We start from the raw sequence: 18,999 nt of genomic DNA on the forward strand, positions 1-18,999 counted from the left end.
GTCACGCCACCGGCGTCAGCCAGTGCCGGTAACGCGGATCGGCGCCGGACACGGCCGCCCGGTAGGCCTCCCGCAGCCGGCCGGTCACCGGGCCGGGCGATTCGGGCAGGGCGCGGTCGTCCAGCGCGCGGACCGGGACGACACCGGCGGCCGTACCGCAGACGAACAGCTCGTCCGCCGCGTAGAGGTCCGACCGCAGCAGGCCCTCCACCCGCGCCTCGACACCCAGGTCACGGGCCAGGGTGAGCAGGGTGTCCTGGGTGATGCCCTCCAGGGCGCCCGCGCTCGACGGGGGAGTGCGCAGCACCCCGTCCCGGACGGCGAACACGTTCTCCCCGGTGCACTCGCTCACCGCGCCGTCCGGCCCGAGCAGCAACGCCTCGTCGTAGCCCGCGTCGTTGGCCTCCCGGCGGGCGAGCACCGAGTTCAGGTACGGGCCGGTGGCCTTCGCGGCGGGCGGCACCGCGTTCGGGTCGTTCCGCCGCCAGCTGCTCGTCTTCAGCGTGATCCCGCCTTCCCCTTGCGGGAGTTGGCCCCGCCACTCCCAGCTCGCGATCGACACGTCGGCCGGCGAGTGGCGCATGTCGATGCCCATCGTGCCGTAGCCGAGGAAGGCGAAGTGCCGCAGGTAGCAGTCCTGGTGGCCGTTGGCGCGCACCAGCTCCACCGTCGCCCTGGCCAGGTCGGCGATGTCGTACGGGAGTTCCATCCGGATCATCCGGGCGCTGCGGTGCAGCCGGCGCAGGTGCTCGGGCAGCCGGAACACCGCCGGGCCGTCCGCCGTGGCGAACACCCGGGTGCCCTCCAGCACCCCAGTGCCGTAGTGCAGGCCGTGGGCGAGGACGTGCACCCGGGCCTCCTGCCAGGGCACCAGGGCGCCGTTCCACCAGATCGTCGAAGCTTCGGGGATAGCCATGCCGGACATCCTGCGCGCCGCCGCCCCGCGGGTCAGCCCGCCGGAGCCGACCGGAACCGGTCATGACCGGGAGCGGAAGGGCCGTACCGGAAGACGGACTTCACACCTTGCCGGGGCCCGGCAGGCCGCCGTCTCGCGGAGCGGAAGCCCCCGACCGCGCCCGGCCCGCCCTCACTAGGCTGCGCCGATGGAGAGCCCCACCGGCACCGACGCCACCCAGCTCTACGCCCGACTGCTCGCCGAACCCGGCCGGGCGCCCGAGCCCCTCGGCCCCGACTGGGACGCCCCCCGGCTGGCCGCCGCCACCGCCGAACTGCGCGCGCTCGGCCTGCTCCAGCCGACCGCCGGCCCCGGGGCCGCGGACGACGCCCCGGCGGACACCGCGGTCTCCGTGGACACCGCCGTACGCCAACTCCTGCTGGACGCCGACGCCCGGGTCACCGCCCTGGTCGCCGAACTGCGCCAGGCCCGCGACGCCGTCGACCGGCTGCACACCGGCTACCTGCCCGTCCAGCAGCGGCACCGCGCCGGCACCGGCCTCGAACTCGTCCGCGGCGCCGACCGGATCGCCGCCCTGCTGGAGGACGCCGCCCGCGGCGCCCGCACCGAAGCCCTCTCGCTGCGCCCCGGCCAGGACCTCTCCGGCCCCGCCCTGGCCGGCAAGCTCGCCCGCGAACGCCTCGCCCTCGCCCACGGCGCCGCCCTGCGCACCATCTACCCGGCCGCCGCGCTGCGCCGCCCCGCCGTGCTGGCGCACGTCCGGGAGCTGACCGGGGCCGGGGCCCGGATCAGGGCGGCGCACTCGCTGCCGCTCTGGCTGATCGTGGTGGACGCCCGGCTGGCGATCCTGCCCGCGCCCGGCGCCGGACCGGACGGGTACCCCCAGGGCGCCGGCGCGGTGGTGGTCCGCGAACCGGCCCTGGTGGCGCTGGTCGCGGAGCTGTTCGAGTACTTCTGGTCGGCCGCCTGGACACCGCCCGAACTCGGCCCGGAAGAAGCCGAGATGACTGACCGTCAACTCGCCGTACTGCGCCTGCTGGCGGCCGGGCTGACGGACGCGGCGATCGCCCGCAAGCTGGAGGTGTCGGAGCGTACGGTGCGCCGGCTGGTCGCCGAACTGACCGCCGGCCTGGGCGCGGAGAGCCGCTTCCAGGCCGGCGTGCACGCTGCTCGGCGCGGCTGGATCTGATCCCGTCCGCTCAGCGCCGCCCGGGGACCGGGAGCCCGAGGTGGTCCCGCAGGGTGGGGCCGGTGTAGTCGGTGCGGAACACCCCGCGCTCCTGGAGCAGCGGCACCACCCGGTCGACGAACTCGTCCAGGCCGCCCGGGGTCAGGTGCGGGACGAGGATGAAGCCGTCGGCCGCGTCGTTCTGCACGAAGTGGTCGATCTGCGCGGCGACGGTGGCGGGCGAGCCGATGAAGGACTGCCGGCCGGTCACCTCGATCACCAGTTCGCGGCTGGTCAGCTTCTTCTCCGCGGCCACCGCCCGCCACCGTGCGGCGACGGCCACCGGGTCGGTGTGCCGCACCCGGCCCTGGACCAGGCCGCTGTCCGGGTCGGGGTCGACGGCGGGCAGCGGTCCGTCCGGGTCGTGGTCGGACAGGTCGACGCCCCAGACCTGTTCCAGGAAGGCGATCGCGGTCTGCGGGCTCACCTGGGCCCGGCGGATCCCGTGGGCCCGATCGGCCGCCTCGGCGTCGGTGTCGCCGAGGACGAAGGTGGCTCCGGGCATGATCTTCAGCTCGTCCGGCTTGCGTCCGTACGCGGCGAGCCGGCGCTTGACGTCGGCGTGGAAGGCCTGGCCGTCGGCGAGGGTGGAGTGCCGGGAGAAGACCACGTCGGCGGTGGCGGCGGCGAACTCGCGCCCCTCGTCGGAGTCCCCGGCCTGGATCACCACCGGGTGGCCCTGCGGCGGCCGGGGGAGCGAGAGCCGGCCCTCGACCTCGAACTGCGGTCCCGAGTGCCGGACGGGCTCCTCCCCGGCGTCCCAGAACTCCCTTGCCAGCTGGACGAATTCGGCGGCCCGGGTGTAGCGGTCGGCGCGGTCCAGGTAGCCGCCGCGGCGGAAGTTCTCCCCGGTGAAGGCGTCCGAGGAGGTGACCACGTTCCAGGCCGCGCGGCCGCCGGAGAGGTGGTCCAGCGAGGCGAAGCGGCGGGCCAGTTCGTACGGCTCGTTGAAGGTCGCGTTGACGGTGGCGGCCAGGCCGAGCCGCTCGGTGACGGCGGCCAGCGCGTTCAGCACGGTGATCGACTCGGGGCGGCCGACCACGTCGAGGTCGTGGATGAGGCCCTTGGTCTCGCGCAGCCGCAGGCCCTCGGCGAGGAAGAGGAAGTCGAACTTCCCGCGCTCGGCGGTCTGCGCGAGGTGGCGGAAGGAGGAGAACTCGATGTGGCTGCCGGACGCCGGGTCGCTCCACACCGTGGTGTTGTTGACGCCGGGGAAGTGCGCGGCGAGGTGGATCTGCTTGAGCGGTCGGTCCGTCATCGGGCCACCTCGGCGAGGGCGGGGGCGGGGGCGGGGGAAGCGGTGGAGGCGTCGGCGGGGCGGGCGGCGTAGCGGCTGGCCGGGCGGGCCAGGCCGAGGTGGTCGCGCAGGGTGCGGCCGGTGTACCCGGCGCGCAGCAGTCCGGCGGCGCGCAGGGCGGGGGCGATCCGGTCGGCCAGCGCGGCCAGGTCGCGCGGCGGGTCGGCGGGGGAGAGGTGGAAGCCGTCGACACCGGTGCCGGTCGCGGTGAGCTCGGCGAGCAGCCGTTCGTCGGCGGCCCGGTCGGGCAGGGCGGACAGCGCCGTGCCGAGCCGGGCGAGGATGCGCAGGCCCTCGCCGGCCCGCAGCCGCAGTTCGGTGGCGGCGGTCAGCCGGGTGGCGCGGTCGGGGGCGTCGAGCAGCACCACGTCGGCGTGCCGGATCGCGGCGGCGACCCGGGCGCGTCCGCCCGGGGAGGCGTCCGGCGCGAGGTCGGCGGCGGCGACCGGCACCGCGACCACCGGGCGGCCCTGGGGCGGTCGCGGGGTGATGGACGGGCCGCGGACCGAGAAGCGGGGGCCCACGAAGTCGATGTGGTGCAGCTTGTCGCGGTCGACGAACCGGCCGGTGGCGGTGTCGCGGATCTCAGCGTCGTCCTCCCAGCTGTCCCAGAGCCGGGCGGCCACCTCGACGGCGTCGGCGGCCTCGGCCCACAGCTCGTCCCCGGCGGCGACCGGCCGGCGGCCGAAGGCCCGTGCCTCGGCCTTGGTCGTGGAGACGCCGACCAGCCAGCCGGCCCGGCCCTCGCTCGCCCAGTCCAGGGTGTTGACCGAGATCGAGGTGTGGAAGGGCTCGGTGTGGGTGGTGGTGACGGTCGGCACCAGCCCGACCCGGTCGGTCAGCGGGGCGATCCGGGCGAGGGCGGCGAGCGCGTCGGGACGGCTCGGTGCGGCGGCGAAGGAGTCGTCGAGGGTGACGAAGTCCAGGGTGGCCCGCTCGGCGAGGCGGGCGAGGTAGGCGTAGTGCCCGGCGTCGAAACGGCCGGGGCTGTCGAGGGCGGCGGACAGGTGCAACTGGCGGGGCATGGTGAGCCTGACTTCCTCGTGCGGACGCGTGCGGGCACCGGCGCGGCCGTGCCGGTGCACGGGGGCGCGGGCGCGCGGGATGCGCTGGATCGCGGTGGCGGCCCGCGGGCGGAGCCCGTACGGGCGGGGAGGGGAAGGACCGGCGCCGGGCGGGACGTCAGCCGGGCGGCGGCGGGGGAACGGTCAGCTCAGCCGCGACATGCCGCGGACCACACGCGACCGAAGTCGATGTGGCTGCGGGTGACCAGCGGGCACGAGGCGTTCACCGCTTCAGTTGACCAGGGCGTCCGTCGGTTCGTCAACCGCCGTTCCCAGGCGTCCGGTGTACCCGGATACGCCGAAGGCCCCGCCCCGCCGCTGGGGGAGCGGCGGGGCGGGGCCTTCGGGGCGGGCGGTGACGCGGGCGTCAGGCCTTGGTGACGTCCTCGATCTCGTCGTCGTCCTCGCGACCGGGGGTCTTGAGGTTGAACTTGGTGATCGCGAAGCGGAACAGGAAGTAGTAGATCGCGGCGAAGACCAGGCCGAGCGGGATGATCATCCACGGGTCGGTGGCCTTGTTCCAGGCCAGCGCGTAGTCGATCAGGCCGCCGGAGAAGGTGAAGCCGTCGTGCACGCCGAGCGCCCAGGTGACGGTCATCGAGACGGCGGTGAGCAGCGCGTGGATGACGTACAGGACCGGGGCGATGAAGACGAAGGCGAACTCGATCGGCTCGGTGACACCGGTGACGAAGGAGGTCAGGGCCAGCGACACCATCATGCCGGTGACGGCCTTGCGGCGGTGCGGCTTGGCGGCGTGGGCGATGGCCAGCGCGGCGGCGGGCAGCGCGAACATCATGATCGGGTAGAAGCCCGACATGAACTGTCCGGCGGTCGGGTCACCCGCGAAGAAGCGGGTCAGGTCGCCGTGCACGACGGTGCCGTCGGGCTTGGTGAAGTCGCCGGTCTGGAACCAGGCGAAGGAGTTCACGAACTGGTGCATGCCGACCGGCAGCAGACCGCGGTTGACCAGGCCGAAGGCGCCCGCGCCGAACGCGCCGGCGCCGATCAGGGAGTCGTTCAGGCTCTTGACGGCGTCACCGATCGGGCCCCAGGCCAGACCGAAGAAGACACCGACGCCGGTGCCGACGAAGGCCATCATGATCGGGACCAGGCGGCGGCCGTTGAAGAAGCCGAGCCAGTCGACCAGCTTGGTGCGGTGGTACTTCTGCCACAGGACCGCGGCCAGCAGGCCGATCACGATGCCGCCGAGCACGCCCGGGTCCTGGTAGACGGGCTTGACCCACTTGGCGCCGTCGACGTGGCCCTCGGAGACCGGGAACGCGGTGAGGACGTTCTTGTAGACCAGGAAGCCGACCAGCGCGGCGAGGGCGGTGGAGCCGTCCGCCTTCTTGGCGAAGCCGATCGCGATGCCCACCGCGAAGAGCAGCGGCAGGTTGGCGAAGACGCCGTCACCGGCGGTGGCGAAGACCGACGCGACCTTGTTCCAGCCGAGGCCGTCCTTGCCGAACACGTCGTCCTGGCCGAGACGCATCAGCAGACCGGCGGCGGGGAGCACCGCGATGGGCAGCTGGAGGCTGCGACCGATCTTCTGCAGACCCTGGAGGAGGTTCTGGCCGAACTTCTTGGCGGGGCTTGGCGAAGCCGGAGCCGTGGCGGGCGCCGGTGCCTGCGCGGACTGACTCATGGGGGATGGGTTCCTAACGGCAGGGCGGTCGGTCGGGGAGAGGCACAGGGGGCCAACCGCGAACTGGTCTACACCACACGTGGTGTAGACCAGTTTTGTAGCACGGGTGGAGAAGTCGAGGAACCCCGGAAAGCGCTGTCACCGGGAAGCGCTATGAAATCGAAACCTACTTACCGAATGGCGATCATGGTAACCGGCCGCGATTGGGACTTTGGCCGATTGCGCAACAAAATCGATTTTGGCTAATGGCGCAACAAAAGCACACGGCGCTCTGCCAGGGGTGTTGGGCGTGTCGGGCCGGGGCGGCCGGGCTTTCCGAAATGCCGAAGGCCCCCGGACCGGGGCGGTCCGGAGGCCAATGCGGGGATAACCCGGGGGCGGGCCGGTATCAGGCCTTGGTGACGTCCTCGACCTCGGCCTCGTCCTCCCGGCCGGGGGTTTTCAGGTTGAATTTGACGATGATGAACCGGAAGAGCGCGTAGTACACGGCGGCGAAGCCGAGGCCGATCGGGATGATCAGCCACGGTTTGGTGGCGAGCCCCCAGTTGATGACGTAGTCGATCAGGCCGGCCGAGAAGCTGAACCCGTCGTGCACCCCGAGCCCCCAGGTCACCGCCATCGAGGCGCCGGTCAGCAGCGCGTGCACGGCGTACAGGGCCGGGGCGATGTAGGCGAAGGAGTACTCGATCGGCTCGGTGACGCCCGTGACGAAGGAGGTCAGGCCGACCGAGAGCATCAGGCCGTAGATCTCCTTGCGGCGGTGCGGCTTCGCCGAGTGCGCGATCGCCAGCGCGGCGGCCGGCAGCGCGAACATCATGATGGGGAAGAAGCCGGACTGGAACTGGCCGGCCGTCGGGTCGCCCGCCAGGAAGCGCGGGATGTCGCCGTGCACGAGAGTGCCGTCCGGCTTGACGAACTCCCCGAACTGGAACCAGACGAAGGTGTTCAGCAGCTGGTGCATGCCGATCAGCAGCAGCGCGCGGTTGAACACGCCGAAGATGCCGGCGCCGCCCGCGCCGAGGTCGGAGAGGTTCTGTGAGAAGTCGTTCAGGCCGCGCCCGATCGGCGGCCAGACCCAGAGCGCCAGCACGGCGATGACCAGGCCCACCAGGGCGGTGATCATCGGGACCAGGCGGCGGCCGTTGAAGAAGCCGAGCCAGTCCACCAGCCTGGTGCGGTGGAACCGGACCCACAGCCAGGCCGACAGCAGGCCGATCAGGATGCCGCCCAGCACGCCCGGGTTCTGGTACGTCGCGGCCGCGGCCTTCGCGGACGAGTAGCTCACGCACTGGCCGGTCCAGGCGTCCGGCACCAGGGCCGTCCCCGTCGGGCAGCTCTCCGGGAAGGCGTGCAGGACCTTGTAGTACACCAGGAAGCCGACCACGGCGGCCAGCGCCGTCGAGCCGTCGGCCTTCTTGGCCATGCCGATCGCGACGCCGATGCAGAACAGCAGCGGCAGGCCGAAGGAGGAGTCGAGCAGCGCCCCGCCCGCGGAGGCGAAGACCTTGGCGACGTTGTCCCAGCCGAGGCCGTCCTTGCCGAACACGTCCGGCTGGCCGAGGCGGTTGAGGATGCCCGCGGCGGGGAGCACCGCCACCGGCAGCTGAAGGGAACGGCCCATCTTCTGGAGGCCGCCGTAGAAGGTGTGCCACCACGTGGTCCGCGGGGCCGTGGCGCCTGCCGAACTCATCCTTCGCCCTCCGAGAGCAGTTGCCGTCCGCAGGCCCCTGCGGGACCCTCGGGCAGGGCTCGGGAACACCCGGGGCCGTTCCTGCGTTCCTCGGAGTACACATATATTGGTGTAGACCACTTGGACGCAGGCCCCACTCCGGAGGCGCGAGCCCCGCTGATCGTCATCCTCGGGCGACGATCGGGAGCCTGCCCGCCGGAATGGGCCGAAAGTGGACTAACGTGGCGGACCGGACCGGCGCGGGTGATGCTGGTCGCGCTGTTCGCCGGCCCGACCGCAGCCGAACCCGCGTCAGCCACCGGCACGGACCTCACCGCCAGACGGTCGAGGGACACCCAGCACCAGCGCAGGACGGCACCCGGCAGAGCCGCCGAAGGGCCGAGACAGAGGGAGAAACCAGATGGCCAGCAAGGCTGAGAAGATCGTCGCCGGTCTGGGCGGCATCGAGAACATCGAAGAGGTCGAGGGCTGCATCACCCGCCTGCGCACCGAGGTCAAGGACGCCGGCCTGGTCGACGAGGCCGCCCTCAAGGCCGCCGGCGCCCACGGCGTCGTGAAGATGGGCACCGCGATCCAGGTCGTCATCGGCACCGACGCCGACCCGATCGCCGCCGACATCGAGGACATGATGTGAGCTGAGCCCCCGGGTTCAGCCCGCCCGGCCCGCCGACCCGCTCAGGGGGACGGCGGGCCGCGGCGCATCCGCAGCCAGGAGCCGGGGGCCGGGCCCGCCGCGCGGCACCGACGCTTCGGGAAGCGGACCCCGGAGCGACTACGCTCAGTGCCTATGTCACGCATCGACGGCCGCACCCCCGAACAGCTCCGCCCGATCACCATCGAACGGGGCTGGAGCAAGCACGCCGAAGGCTCCGTCCTCATCTCCTACGGCGACACCAAGGTGCTGTGCACCGCCAGCGTCACCGAGGGCGTGCCCCGCTGGCGCAAGGGCAGCGGCGAGGGCTGGGTCACCGCCGAGTACTCCATGCTCCCGCGCGCCACCAACACCCGCGGCGACCGCGAGGCCGTCAAGGGCCGCATCGGCGGCCGCACCCACGAGATCAGCCGGCTCATCGGCCGCTCGCTGCGCGCCGTGGTCGACCACCGGGCGCTCGCCGAGAACACCATCGTCCTCGACTGCGACGTCCTCCAGGCCGACGGCGGCACCCGCACCGCCGCCATCACCGGCGCCTACGTCGCCCTGGTCGACGCCGTCGCCTGGGCCCGCGACAAGAAGCTGCTGCGCGCCAAGGGCCAGCCGATCACCGGTGGCGTCAGCGCCGTCAGCGTCGGCATCATCGACGGCGTTCCGATGCTCGACCTCCAGTACGAGGAGGACGTGCGCGCCGAAACCGACATGAACATCGTCTGCACCTCCGACGGCCGCTTCGTCGAGGTCCAGGGCACCGCCGAGGGCGCCCCGTTCGACCGCGACCTGCTCGACCGGCTGCTCGACCTCGGCAGCCTCGGCTGCGCGGAGCTGGACGAGATCCAGCGCAAGGCCCTGCAGGGCTGAAACCGGCGCGGGTTGAACCGGCGCGGGCTGAACCCGCGCGGGCCCCGCAGCCGTGGACCGGAGCGGACGCACGGTCAGCCCACCGGCGCGGACGGCCCTTCGGCCACGGTACGGACGCGCGCGCCGGCCACGGACGAACGGCCCGCCGAACGGTCGGCCTGCTGTACAGGCCGGGCCCGGAGACCGTACGGTTCCCGCAGCACTCCCGCTGCGGGAACCGCGCACCCCCCGGTGCGCGTCCCACCCCACGGAACCCGCGCCCCCCAGGAGGATCGGATGCCGTCGAGCATCGCCCGCCCCGCCGCCCTCGCCGTGGCCGGACTCATCGCGATCCTTCCGCTCAGCATGGTGAGCTGCTCCGCCGCCCAGAAGGCACTCGACTGCGGCAACACCGCGGTGAAGATCACCGGCGACCTCGCCGACGTCACCAAGGCCTACGACAACGCGAGCAACGACTCGGCGGCCGCCGGGAAGGCCCTGCAGAAGCTCAAGACCGACCTCGACCAGGTCGGGAAGAACTCCAAGAACACCGACGTCGCCAAGGCCGTGACCGACCTGCAGAAGCAGGTCGAGAACGTGCAGCGGGCCGCGGACCGGAACGAGGTCCCGGACCTCAAGCCGCTCGGCGACGCGGCCGGCAACCTCACCTCGGTCTGCACCGGCTGACCGTTCCCGGACTCTCGGTAGGGTGAGCGATATGTCCACCCGCCTGATCCTCGCCACCCGCAACCAGCACAAGGTCACCGAGCTCCGCGCCATCCTGGCGGACGCCGGCCTGGACGTCGAACTCGTCGGCGCCGACGCCTACCCGGAGATCCCGGACGTCCCCGAGACCGGTGTCACCTTCGCCGAGAACGCCCTGCTCAAGGCGCACGCCCTGGCCCGCGCCACCGGCCTGCCCGCCGTCGCCGACGACTCCGGCCTCTGCGTGGACGTGCTGAACGGCGCGCCCGGCATCTTCTCCGCCCGCTGGTCCGGCAGGCACGGCGACGACCGCGCCAACCTCGACCTGCTGCTCGCCCAGCTCTCCGACATCGCCGAACCGCACCGCGGCGCCTACTTCTTCTGCGCCGCCGCCCTCGCCCTCCCCGACGGCACCGAGCGCGTCGTCGAGGGCCGCCTCCTCGGAACCCTGCGCACCGCCCCGGCCGGCGACGGCGGCTTCGGCTACGACCCGATCCTCCAGCCCCTCGGCGAGACCCGCACCTGCGCCGAGCTCACCGCCGACGAGAAGAACGCCATCAGCCACCGCGGCCAGGCGTTCAGGGCCCTCGCCCCGGTGGTCAAGGCCCTCCTGGCCTGATGCCCCGTCCGGTGAGCGCATCGAAGGCCCGCCCCCGGGATCACTCGGGGGCGGGCCTTCGATTCTTAGGCTAGTGCGGCCTGAGGGACTCGAACCCTCACGGGATTTCTCCCACGGGCACCTAAAACCCGCGCGGCTGCCGGTTACGCCAAGGCCGCATGGCCATCAGTCTAGGGCTTCGTCCTCGGCGGGGACAGCGCGATTCGGCGCGGCGACCTGTGCTTGTCCCCGCCCCGTCCACCGCGCGGGTTCCAGCCAGGGGCTGACTGATTGTCGAGCGCTCCGACCTGTGATGTTTGGCCGTTGATGACCAATTGGTACAGACCTATTGACCTATGTGGTTCAGACCACATAGCTTCTGCGCCAATCGCAATCCCCCACGTGCGTGCTTCCCCACAGGCACGTGCCGACACTCTCTCCTGGAGGACCGAGTGTTGATCCGAAACACGGCGGAGCGGCGTCCCACCGCCGCGCACCGCCGGAAGAGCCCCGCGGCGCGGGCCGGTGTGGCCTCGCTGGCCGCGGCCTCGTTGGCCGGGCTGCTGATGGCGACGCTGGGTGCGGCGCCCTCGCAGGCGTCGGCGGCGGTCGACAACGCGGCCTGTCGGCCGGACGGCCTGTACCAGACGACCGGGGTGGACGTCCCGTACTGCTCCGTCTACGACACCAGCGGACGCGAGAAGATGGGCGCGGACCACCAGCGCCGCATCATCGGCTACTTCACCGGCTGGCGCACCGGCAAGAACGGCGACGCGCCGTACCTGGTGAGCGACGTCCCCTGGGACAAGGTCACCCACCTCAACTACGCCTTCGGCCACGTCGGCGGCGACAACAAGCTCTCGGTCGGCACCGACGGCCCGACCAACGAGGCCACCGGGATCTCCTTCCCCGGCGTCCCCGGTGCCGAGCTGGACCCGAGCCTGCCGTACAAGGGCCACTTCAACCTGCTGACGAAGTACAAGAAGCAGTACCCGAACGTCAAGACCCTGATCTCGGTGGGCGGTTGGACCGAGACCGGCGGCTACTTCGGGGACGACGGCAAGCGCGTGAACTCCGGCGGCTTCTACTCGATGACCGTCAACCCGGACGGCAGCGTCAACCAGGCCGGCATCGACACCTTCGCCGCCTCCTCGGTCGACTTCCTCCGCAAGTACGGCTTCAACGGCGTCGACATCGACTACGAGTACCCGACCTCGATGAAGGACGCCGGCAACCCGCTGGACTGGCAGCTCGCCAACACCAAGCGCGGTTCGCTGGCCAAGGGCTACGCGGCGCTGATGAAGACCCTGCGCGAGAGCCTGGACAAGGCCGGCGCCGCCGACGGCAGGCACTACCTGCTGTCGGTCGCGGCCCCGTCCTCCGGCTACCTGCTGCGCGGCATGGAGACCTTCCAGGTGGCCAAGTACCTGGACTACGTCAACATCATGTCGTACGACCTGCACGGCGCCTGGAACAAGTACGTCGGCCCGAACGCCTCGCTGTTCGACGACGGCAAGGACGGCGAGCTGGCCGCCGCCAACGTCTACGGCACCGCGCAGTACGGCGGCATCGGCTACCTGAACGCCGACTGGTCGTACCACTACTTCCGCGGCTCGATGCCCGGCGGCCGGATCAACGTCGGCCTGCCGTACTACACCCGGGGCTTCAAGAACGTCCAGGGCGGCACCAACGGCCTCTGGGGCACCGCCTCGGCGACCACCTGCCCGGCGGGCTCCGGCCTGACCTCCTGCGGTGACGGCGCGGTCGGCATCGACAACATCTGGAACGACAAGGACGACGCGGGCAAGGAGTCCCCGGCCGGGTCGAACCCGATGTGGCACGCCAAGAACCTGGAGAAGGGCATCCTGCCCGACTACCTGGCCAAGTACGGCGTGTCCGACACCGCGTTGCAGGGCACCTACACCCGCAACTACAGCTCCGCCCTGGTGGCGCCGTGGCTGTGGAACGACACCAAGAAGGTGTTCCTCTCCACCGAGGACGAGCAGTCGGTGGGCGCCAAGGCGGACTACATCGTCAACCAGGGCGCCGGCGGCGCGATGATCTGGGAGCTCGCGGGCGACTACCGGTGGGACGCCGCCGCCAACGGCGGCAAGGGCCAGTACGTGCCCGGCAACACGCTGACCACGCTGATGTACGACAAGTTCAAGTCGGCGACCCCGTACGGCGCGATCCGCTCGACGACCACGCTGCCGCAGCAGACCCTGCCGATCGACGTGTCGTTCACCAACTTCGCGCTGGGCGACTCGAACTACCCGATCAACCCGAAGCTGCACATCGTCAACAACTCGACGCTGACCCTGCCGGGCGGCACCGAGTTCCAGTTCGACTACGGCAACTCGGCCCCGGGCAACGCCAAGGACCAGTCCGGCTTCGGCCTCCAGGTCATCAAGCAGGACAACCCGGGCCCGGGCAACGTGGGCGGTCTGAAGGGCAACTACAACCGGGTGTCGGTGAAGCTGCCGGGCTGGCAGTCGCTGGCGCCGGGCGCCTCGATCGACATGGACTTCGTCTACTACCTGCCGGTGTCCACGCCGTCGAACTGGACGGTCAACGTGGGCGGCACGCTGTACGGGATCAAGGGCGACCTGACCCGCGGTGCGGTGGACGGCGGCACGCCGACCCCGACCCCGTCGCAGACGGCCACCCCGACGCCGACGCCGACCCCCACGGGCACGGCCACGCCGACGCCGACCACGAGCCCGACCGCGACGCCGACCGTGACCCCGACCTCGGGCGCCTGCACGGCGGCCCCGAGCTGGGACGCGGGCACCACCTACGCGACCCCGACCAAGGTCTCGTGGAAGGGCCACTACTACCAGAACAAGTGGTGGACCAAGGGCGACGACCCCGCGACCAGCGGTTCGTGGGGCGTCTGGAGCGACCTCGGGGCCTGCTGATCAGCTGATCGGCCCGGCCCGTCGAGGTGACGGACGGCGGTGGCGGTGCACCCGGTCGGGGGGTGTGCCGCCACCGCTTCTTCGCGTTCTTCGCGCGGGGCCCGGAGTGCTCAGGCTCCGGAGGGCTCAGGCCCCGACCTTCAGGTCGCGCAGCAGCTTGGCGACGTGGCCGGTGGCCCGCACGTTGTAGAAGGCGTGCTCGACCTTGCCCTGCTCGTCCACGACGATCGTGGAGCGGATCACGCCGAGGTAGGTGCGGCCGTAGTTCTGCTTCTCGCCGAACGCGCCGTACGCCTCCAGCGCCGTCTTCTCCGGGTCGGACAGCAGGGTGACCTTGAGGTTCTCGGCCTCGCGGAACTTGCCGAGCTTCTCCGGCTTGTCCGGGGAGATGCCGATGACGTCGTAGCCGGCGTCCGCGAGGACCTCCAGGTTGTCGGTGAAGTCGCAGGCCTGCTTGGTGCAGCCGGGGGTCAGCGCGGCGGGGTAGAAGTAGACGATGACCTTGCGGCCGGCGTGGTCGGCGAGGGAGACCTGGTTGCCGTCGGCGTCGGACAGGCTGAAGGCGGGCGCGGTGTCGCCGGGCTGGAGGCGCTCAGTCACGGTCGTACTCTCCTGGAGGCTGGGACGGACGGTCGTACCACGGCAAACTTACCTCCGATGGTGGGTGGGGCCGCGCGGCCGTGTGCGGCAGCTGACACACTGGGTCAGTCACACCGATCGCACGGATCGGCGGAACGACATCGGCGAGTGAATGGGGTGGCCCGAGTGGGCGAGGCGAGCACGCAGGACAAGTCGGCGCGGACGACCGCCCAGATCGAGGCGGACATCGAGCGGACGCGTGACCGGCTGGCGGGGACCCTCGACGAGCTGGCCGTCCGCGTCCACCCGAGCACCATCTCCGCCCAGGTGAAGGCGAAGGCGGTGGCCGCGGTCGAGGAGAAGACCGCCCGGGCGTACGTGGCCGCCAGCGGCATGGTGGAGAAGGTCAGGGCGCAGTTCGTGGACGAGCAGGGGCAGCCGCGCCGCGAGCGGGTCGTGCCGGCCGCGCTGGTGGGCGTGGGCCTGGTGCTGCTGATCGCCTCGGCCCGCAAGCGCCGCAAGGGCTGAGCCCACTGGACGGCGGGGCCGGGCGGCATCGGGCGCCCGGCCTTCCGCATGCCGGGGCAGCGTCACACGCCGCGCCCGGGCGAGGTACCTTCGGGACCGTGAGTACCAACGACGAACCGATCCGTTCCGACGACGCGCAGGAGCCCGCCCGCCACGACCGGCTCGGCGAGAAGCTGCCGATCCGGATGCTGCACGACCGCGTGCTGGTGCGCACCGAGGGCAGCGAGGGCGAGCGCCGCTCGACCGGCGGCATCCTGATCCCGGCCACGGCGGAGCTGTCCAAGCGCTGCACCTGGGCGGAGGCCGTCGCGGTGGGCCAGAGCGTGCGCTCGGTGGAGCCCGGCGACCGGGTGCTGTACGACCCGGAGGACAAGCTGGAGGTCGAGGTGCGCGGCGCCACCTACGTGCTGCTGCGCGAGCGCGACCTGCACGCCGTCGCGGCGACCCGCTTCGGCGACACGGAGGGCTCGACCGGGCTGTACCTGTGACGGCCTGACCGCCTGACGTCCCACGGTGCCCCCGACCCGCGTCGGGGGCACCGTGCTTCCGCCCCGCTTCCGCCGTGCTTCCCCGCGGTGCCCGTCGTGGAGCGGCGGCGTTGTCGGTGGTGCGCGCTAGGGTCCCGGCATGAGTGTGCCGGTGATCGGTGATGCGGAGCGTCGGGCCCGGTTGGGGCGGCGGCAGTTGCTGGCGCCGTCGGTGCGGGCGGCGCGGGTGGAGGACGTGGCCGACGCGGTGGCCGGGCTGCACGCGACGGACGCGGCCACGGTGTACCTGTCGGCCTGCGCGCGGCTGGCGGAGCCCTCGGCGGCGGAGGTGGACCGGGCGCTGTACGAGGACGTCTCGCTGGTGAAGCTGCTGTCGATGCGGCGGACGATCTTCGCGGTGACGGAGGGCTTCGCCCCGTACGTGAGTTCGGCGGCGGCCCGGGCGATCGCGGTGAAGGAACGGGCGACGCTGCTGAAGCACCTGCGGGACCACGCCGAGGGCTGGGACGAGGCCCGGCTGGCGGAGACGGAGCGCGAGGTGCTGGCCGCGCTGGCCGGGCGCGGCGAGGCGACGACCAGGGAACTGTCCGAGGACGTACCGCAGTTGCGCGAGACGATGCTGATGTCGGCGGGCAAGGCGTACGAGGCGAGGCAGAGCGTGGGCAGCCGGCTGCTGCGGCTGCTGGCCTCGGACGGGCACGTGCGCCGCTGCCGTCCGCGCGGTTCGTGGCTGAGCAGCAGCTACCCGTGGGCGCCAGTGCCGCAGTGGCCGGAGGTGCCGGTGCGGGAGGCGAAGGCCGAGGTGGTGCGGCGCTGGCTGGCGGCGTACGGGCCGGCGACGGTCGAGGACGTGAAGTGGTGGACGGGCTGGACGTCGGGGGACGTCCGCAGGGCGCTGGCGGACCTCGGGGTGCTGGACGTGGCGCTGGCCGGCGGGGTGCCCGCCGTGGTGCTGCCGGGGGACGAGGTGCCGGTGGTGGAGCCGGAGCCGTGGGCGGCGCTGCTGCCCGCGCTGGACCCCGCGGTGATGGGCTGGCGCGGGCGGGACTGGTACCTGCGGCCGGAGGACGTGCCGGCGCTGTTCGACCGGGCGGGCAACGCCGGGCCGACGGTGTGGTGGTGCGGCGAGGTGGTGGGCGGCTGGGCGCAGCGCGCCGACGGCGAGGTGGTGTGGCGGCTGTTCCGGGGCGTCGGCGCGGAGGCGGAGCGGGCCGTCGCGGCGGAGGCGGAGCGGTTGGCGGGTTGGCTGGGGGAGGTGCGGGTGACGCCGCGGTTCCGCACCCCGCTGGAGAAGGAGCTCAGAGGCTAGGGCACCGCGCCGGGCGGTGTCGCCAGGTTGGTGGCGGGGCCGCCGGTGGCGCTGGGCAGGGCGGTGGGCCTGGTGGGCCGCGCCTGGGTGGGCTTGGGGGCCGGGCTGGGTTGCTCCGGGTCCGCCGTGGGCCTGGTGGCCTGGGGGCTGGGGGTGGTGTCGGCGGTGGCGGTGGGCCGGGGGGTGACGGCGGGGGCGCTGGGGGCGTGCTCGGGGGGCGTGCCGGGGGCCGGGTCGGTGTTGGTGGGCGCGCTGCCGCTGGTCGGGGTGGTGGTGGCGCTGGGGGTGGGTCCGGCGGTGGCGGTGGGCCAGGGGGTGGCGTCGGGGGCGCCGCGTCCGGTCCGGAGGTCGAAGTCCTGGGTGGGGGTGCCGTCGAGGGCGGCGGCCATGTAGGCGGTCCAGATCCGGGTGGGGAAGGCGCCGCCGTTGATCCGGGTGAGTCCGGCGGTGCCGGCCAGCGGTTCCTTGGCGTGGGTCTTCGGGTTCTCCCGGAACAGGCCGACGGTGGTGGCGAGTTCGGGGGTGTAGCCGGCGAACCAGGCGGAGAGGTTGGAGTCGGTGGTGCCCGTTTTGCCGGCGGCCGGGCGGCCGAGGTCGAGGGCGGCGGCGCCGGTGCCGCGCGGGCTGATGACGTCGCGCAGCACGTCGGTGACGGAGTCGGCGATCTCCCGGTCGAGTGCCTCGGTGGGGTTGTGCTCGGGCATCTTGGGGACGTCGACGGCGCCGCCGGGGTTGACGCGTTCGAGCTTGAGGACGGACCAGGGGGTGCGCGCCCGGCCGTGGTCGGCGAGGGTGGCGTAGGCGCCGGCCAGGTCGAGGGCGCTGGGGGTGGCGGTGCCGAGGGTCATCGAGGTGTTGGCCGGGTCCATGCCGCGGACGTTGTCGGGGATGCCGAGTTTGACGGCGGTCTCGCGGACGCGGGCGAGTCCGGCGTCCACCCCCTCCTGCGCGTACACGGAGTTGACGGATTTCACCATGGCGTAGCGCAGGGTGATGTCGCCGTAGTCGATGTCGTCCTCGTTGGGCGGGGCGTACGGGGTGGGGCCGCCGGTGACGGGGCGTTCGCTGGTGCCGTCGTAGCGGGATTCGGTGGTGATCGGGCGGCCGTCGAGGGCGTGTTGGGCGACGAGCCCGGCGGCGAGGTCGATCGGTTTGAAGGTGGAGCCGATCTGGTTGTCCTGGCGCAGGGCGTCGTTGTAGGGCTGTCTGGCGTAGTCGGGGCCGCCGTAGACGGCGACCACGCGGCCGGTGGCGGGTTCGACGGAGGCGCCGGCGACCCGGACGTCGGTGTCGGTGGCGGGGCGGGCCCGGGGGTCGAGTTCGCCGGTGAGCTGTTCCTGGACGGCCTTGGCGAAGGCGTCCTGCCGGGGCTTGTCGAAGGTGGTGGTGATGCGCCAGCCGCCGGCCTTGAGGGTGGCGGTGTCGAGGGTGCCGGAGGAGATGAGGTAGTCGTCGGCGACGCCGACCAGGTAGCCGGCCTGGCCGGCGAGGCCGGTGGCGGGCTGGGGGTCGATCGGCTCGGGGAAGGCGGTGGCGGCGCGGTCGGCGGGGGTGACGAAGCCGAGTTGGACCATGCCGTCGAGGGCGTAGTTCCAGCGGGCGACGGCCTTCTCGCGGTTGGCGGGGGTGGCGGTCCTGACGTCGTAGAGGCTGGGGGCCTGGAGCAGGGAGGCGAGGTAGGCGCCCTGGCCGAGGGTGAGTCGGGAGACGTCGACGCCGTAGTAGGCGTGGGCGGCGCTCTGGATGCCGTAGGCGCCGCGGCCGAAGTAGCTGCTGTTGAGGTAGCCGGCGAGGATCTCGCGCTTGTCGCGCTGCTGGTCGACCTTGAGGGCGATGAGCAGTTCGCGGCCCTTGCGCTCGATGGTGCGGTCCTGGGTGAGGTAGTAGTTCTTGACGTACTGCTGGGTGATGGTGGAGCCGCCCTGCATGCCCTTGCCGGTCAGGGTGTTCCAGCCGGCCCGGAGCATGCCCTTCAGGTCGATGCCGCGGTTCTGGTAGAAGGTGCGGTCCTCGGCGGAGACGACGGCCTGCTGGGTCTGGAGCGGGATCTGGTCGATGGTGACGTCGGTGCGGTTGACGGCGCCGGTGCGGGCGATCTCGGTGGTGCCGTCGGCGTAGAGGTAGATGTTGTTCTGGGCGACGGCGTGGGCGTTGGGGTCGGGCACCGGGACGATGACGTAGAGCACGGCGAAGCCGCCGACGGCGAGCAGGAACAGGGCGGTGAGGGTGCCGAAGGTGACCCGCCAGGTGGGCAGGAGCCGGCGCCAGAGCGGGAGGGCGCGACGGGCCTCGCGGCGGGCGGCCCGTTTGGCCTGGCGTCGGGTGCTCAAGGTCATGCCGAGATTATCTGCTATTTGACGCTTGATCAGGCTGGAAAACCGGGTGCGGGTGGTGTGGTCCGGAGGTACGGTGAAAGGTGCAAACCACATAGCGCACCCACTTCCGCAGCTCCGCCCGCCAGTCCCGGTACCCCCCGGGTACGGCCGGTCGGGGCCGCTGGGGCGTGCGCGCCGGGTGTCCGCGGGTATCCGTCTGCCCGCAT

The 18,999-nt window shown here is 72.4% G+C and carries 16 protein-coding genes and 1 tRNA gene; 9 read left to right on the top strand and 8 right to left on the bottom strand.

The window, feature by feature from the left end; genetic code table 11:
* Position 1: 1 nt before the first annotated feature.
* Entirely contained in the window at positions 2-916 is a 915-nt protein-coding gene (locus tag ACZ7RU_RS26740; protein WP_470343503.1) for a branched-chain amino acid transaminase, read from the bottom strand.
* Positions 917-1,103: 187 nt separating this feature from the next.
* Between ACZ7RU_RS26740 and ACZ7RU_RS26745 the strand changes: the two genes are divergently transcribed.
* The gene (locus ACZ7RU_RS26745) at positions 1,104-2,105 is read left to right on the top strand and encodes a helix-turn-helix transcriptional regulator (protein ID WP_470343504.1); all 1,002 of its coding nucleotides are present in this window, start codon (positions 1,104-1,106) and stop codon (positions 2,103-2,105) included.
* Between the two features lie 10 nt (positions 2,106-2,115).
* Here the strand turns inward: ACZ7RU_RS26745 and ACZ7RU_RS26750 are convergent, their stop codons facing one another.
* The 4 genes from ACZ7RU_RS26750 to ACZ7RU_RS26765 all read right to left on the bottom strand — a co-directional run bounded on the left by ACZ7RU_RS26750 (position 2,116) and on the right by ACZ7RU_RS26765 (position 7,840).
* On the bottom strand, positions 2,116-3,402 hold the full coding sequence (locus ACZ7RU_RS26750; protein ID WP_470343505.1) for an LLM class flavin-dependent oxidoreductase: 1,287 nt from the start codon (positions 3,400-3,402) through the stop codon (positions 2,116-2,118).
* A complete protein-coding gene (locus ACZ7RU_RS26755; protein ID WP_470343506.1) occupies positions 3,399-4,466 on the bottom strand; it encodes an LLM class flavin-dependent oxidoreductase in 1,068 nt (355 codons plus the stop codon). The genes ACZ7RU_RS26750 and ACZ7RU_RS26755 overlap by 4 nt, the downstream gene beginning before the upstream one ends.
* 406 nt (positions 4,467-4,872) lie before the next feature.
* A complete protein-coding gene (locus ACZ7RU_RS26760; protein WP_470343507.1) occupies positions 4,873-6,150 on the bottom strand; it encodes a PTS transporter subunit EIIC in 1,278 nt (425 codons plus the stop codon).
* 388 nt (positions 6,151-6,538) lie between these two features.
* Positions 6,539-7,840, bottom strand: a complete 1,302-nt coding sequence (locus ACZ7RU_RS26765; protein ID WP_470343508.1) for a PTS transporter subunit EIIC — start codon at positions 7,838-7,840, stop codon at positions 6,539-6,541.
* Between the two features lie 400 nt (positions 7,841-8,240).
* On the opposite strand from ACZ7RU_RS26765, the gene ACZ7RU_RS26770 reads away from it, so the two are divergent.
* The 4 genes from ACZ7RU_RS26770 (at position 8,241) to rdgB (ending at position 10,656) form a co-directional block, all read left to right on the top strand.
* A complete protein-coding gene (locus tag ACZ7RU_RS26770) occupies positions 8,241-8,474 on the top strand; it encodes a PTS sugar transporter subunit IIB (RefSeq protein WP_401114701.1) in 234 nt (77 codons plus the stop codon).
* Positions 8,475-8,627: 153 nt separating this feature from the next.
* Positions 8,628-9,353, top strand: coding sequence for a ribonuclease PH (gene rph, locus ACZ7RU_RS26775; protein WP_387756921.1), 726 nt, complete (start codon positions 8,628-8,630; stop codon positions 9,351-9,353).
* Between the two features lie 276 nt (positions 9,354-9,629).
* Positions 9,630-10,019, top strand: coding sequence for a hypothetical protein (locus ACZ7RU_RS26780; RefSeq protein ID WP_470343509.1), 390 nt, complete (start codon positions 9,630-9,632; stop codon positions 10,017-10,019).
* 31 nt (positions 10,020-10,050) lie between these two features.
* Positions 10,051-10,656 carry an RdgB/HAM1 family non-canonical purine NTP pyrophosphatase gene (rdgB, locus tag ACZ7RU_RS26785; protein ID WP_470343510.1) on the top strand — a complete coding sequence of 202 codons (606 nt, stop codon included), beginning with the start codon at positions 10,051-10,053 and terminating at the stop codon, positions 10,654-10,656.
* Positions 10,657-10,730: 74 nt separating this feature from the next.
* Here the strand turns inward: rdgB and ACZ7RU_RS26790 are convergent.
* Positions 10,731-10,814, bottom strand: a tRNA-Leu gene (locus tag ACZ7RU_RS26790).
* Between the two features lie 387 nt (positions 10,815-11,201).
* On the opposite strand from ACZ7RU_RS26790, the gene ACZ7RU_RS26795 reads away from it, so the two are divergent.
* Positions 11,202-13,553 (top strand): chitinase C-terminal domain-containing protein, encoded by a 2,352-nt coding sequence (locus ACZ7RU_RS26795; RefSeq protein WP_470343638.1) that lies wholly within the window; start codon positions 11,202-11,204, stop codon positions 13,551-13,553.
* Between the two features lie 126 nt (positions 13,554-13,679).
* Here ACZ7RU_RS26795 and bcp read toward each other — a convergent pair whose 3' ends face one another.
* The gene (bcp, locus tag ACZ7RU_RS26800) at positions 13,680-14,153 is read right to left on the bottom strand and encodes a thioredoxin-dependent thiol peroxidase (protein ID WP_470343511.1); all 474 of its coding nucleotides are present in this window, start codon (positions 14,151-14,153) and stop codon (positions 13,680-13,682) included.
* A 165-nt stretch (positions 14,154-14,318) separates the two neighbouring features.
* Here bcp and ACZ7RU_RS26805 point away from each other — a divergent pair, with 165 nt between their 5' ends.
* The 3 genes from ACZ7RU_RS26805 (at position 14,319) to ACZ7RU_RS26815 (ending at position 16,457) form a co-directional block, all read left to right on the top strand.
* Entirely contained in the window at positions 14,319-14,660 is a 342-nt protein-coding gene (locus ACZ7RU_RS26805) for a DUF3618 domain-containing protein (RefSeq protein ID WP_470343512.1), read from the top strand.
* Between the two features lie 185 nt (positions 14,661-14,845).
* Positions 14,846-15,148 (top strand): GroES family chaperonin, encoded by a 303-nt coding sequence (locus ACZ7RU_RS26810; RefSeq protein ID WP_196952357.1) that lies wholly within the window; start codon positions 14,846-14,848, stop codon positions 15,146-15,148.
* 139 nt (positions 15,149-15,287) lie between these two features.
* On the top strand, positions 15,288-16,457 hold the full coding sequence (locus tag ACZ7RU_RS26815; protein WP_470343513.1) for a winged helix DNA-binding domain-containing protein: 1,170 nt from the start codon (positions 15,288-15,290) through the stop codon (positions 16,455-16,457).
* On the opposite strand, the gene ACZ7RU_RS26820 is transcribed toward ACZ7RU_RS26815, so the two are convergent.
* Positions 16,454-18,793 (bottom strand): transglycosylase domain-containing protein, encoded by a 2,340-nt coding sequence (locus ACZ7RU_RS26820; RefSeq protein ID WP_470343514.1) that lies wholly within the window; start codon positions 18,791-18,793, stop codon positions 16,454-16,456. The genes ACZ7RU_RS26815 and ACZ7RU_RS26820 overlap by 4 nt on opposite strands.
* Positions 18,794-18,999 lie beyond the last annotated feature (206 nt).

The sequence above is a fragment of the Kitasatospora sp. NPDC114501 genome (assembly GCF_055633695.1).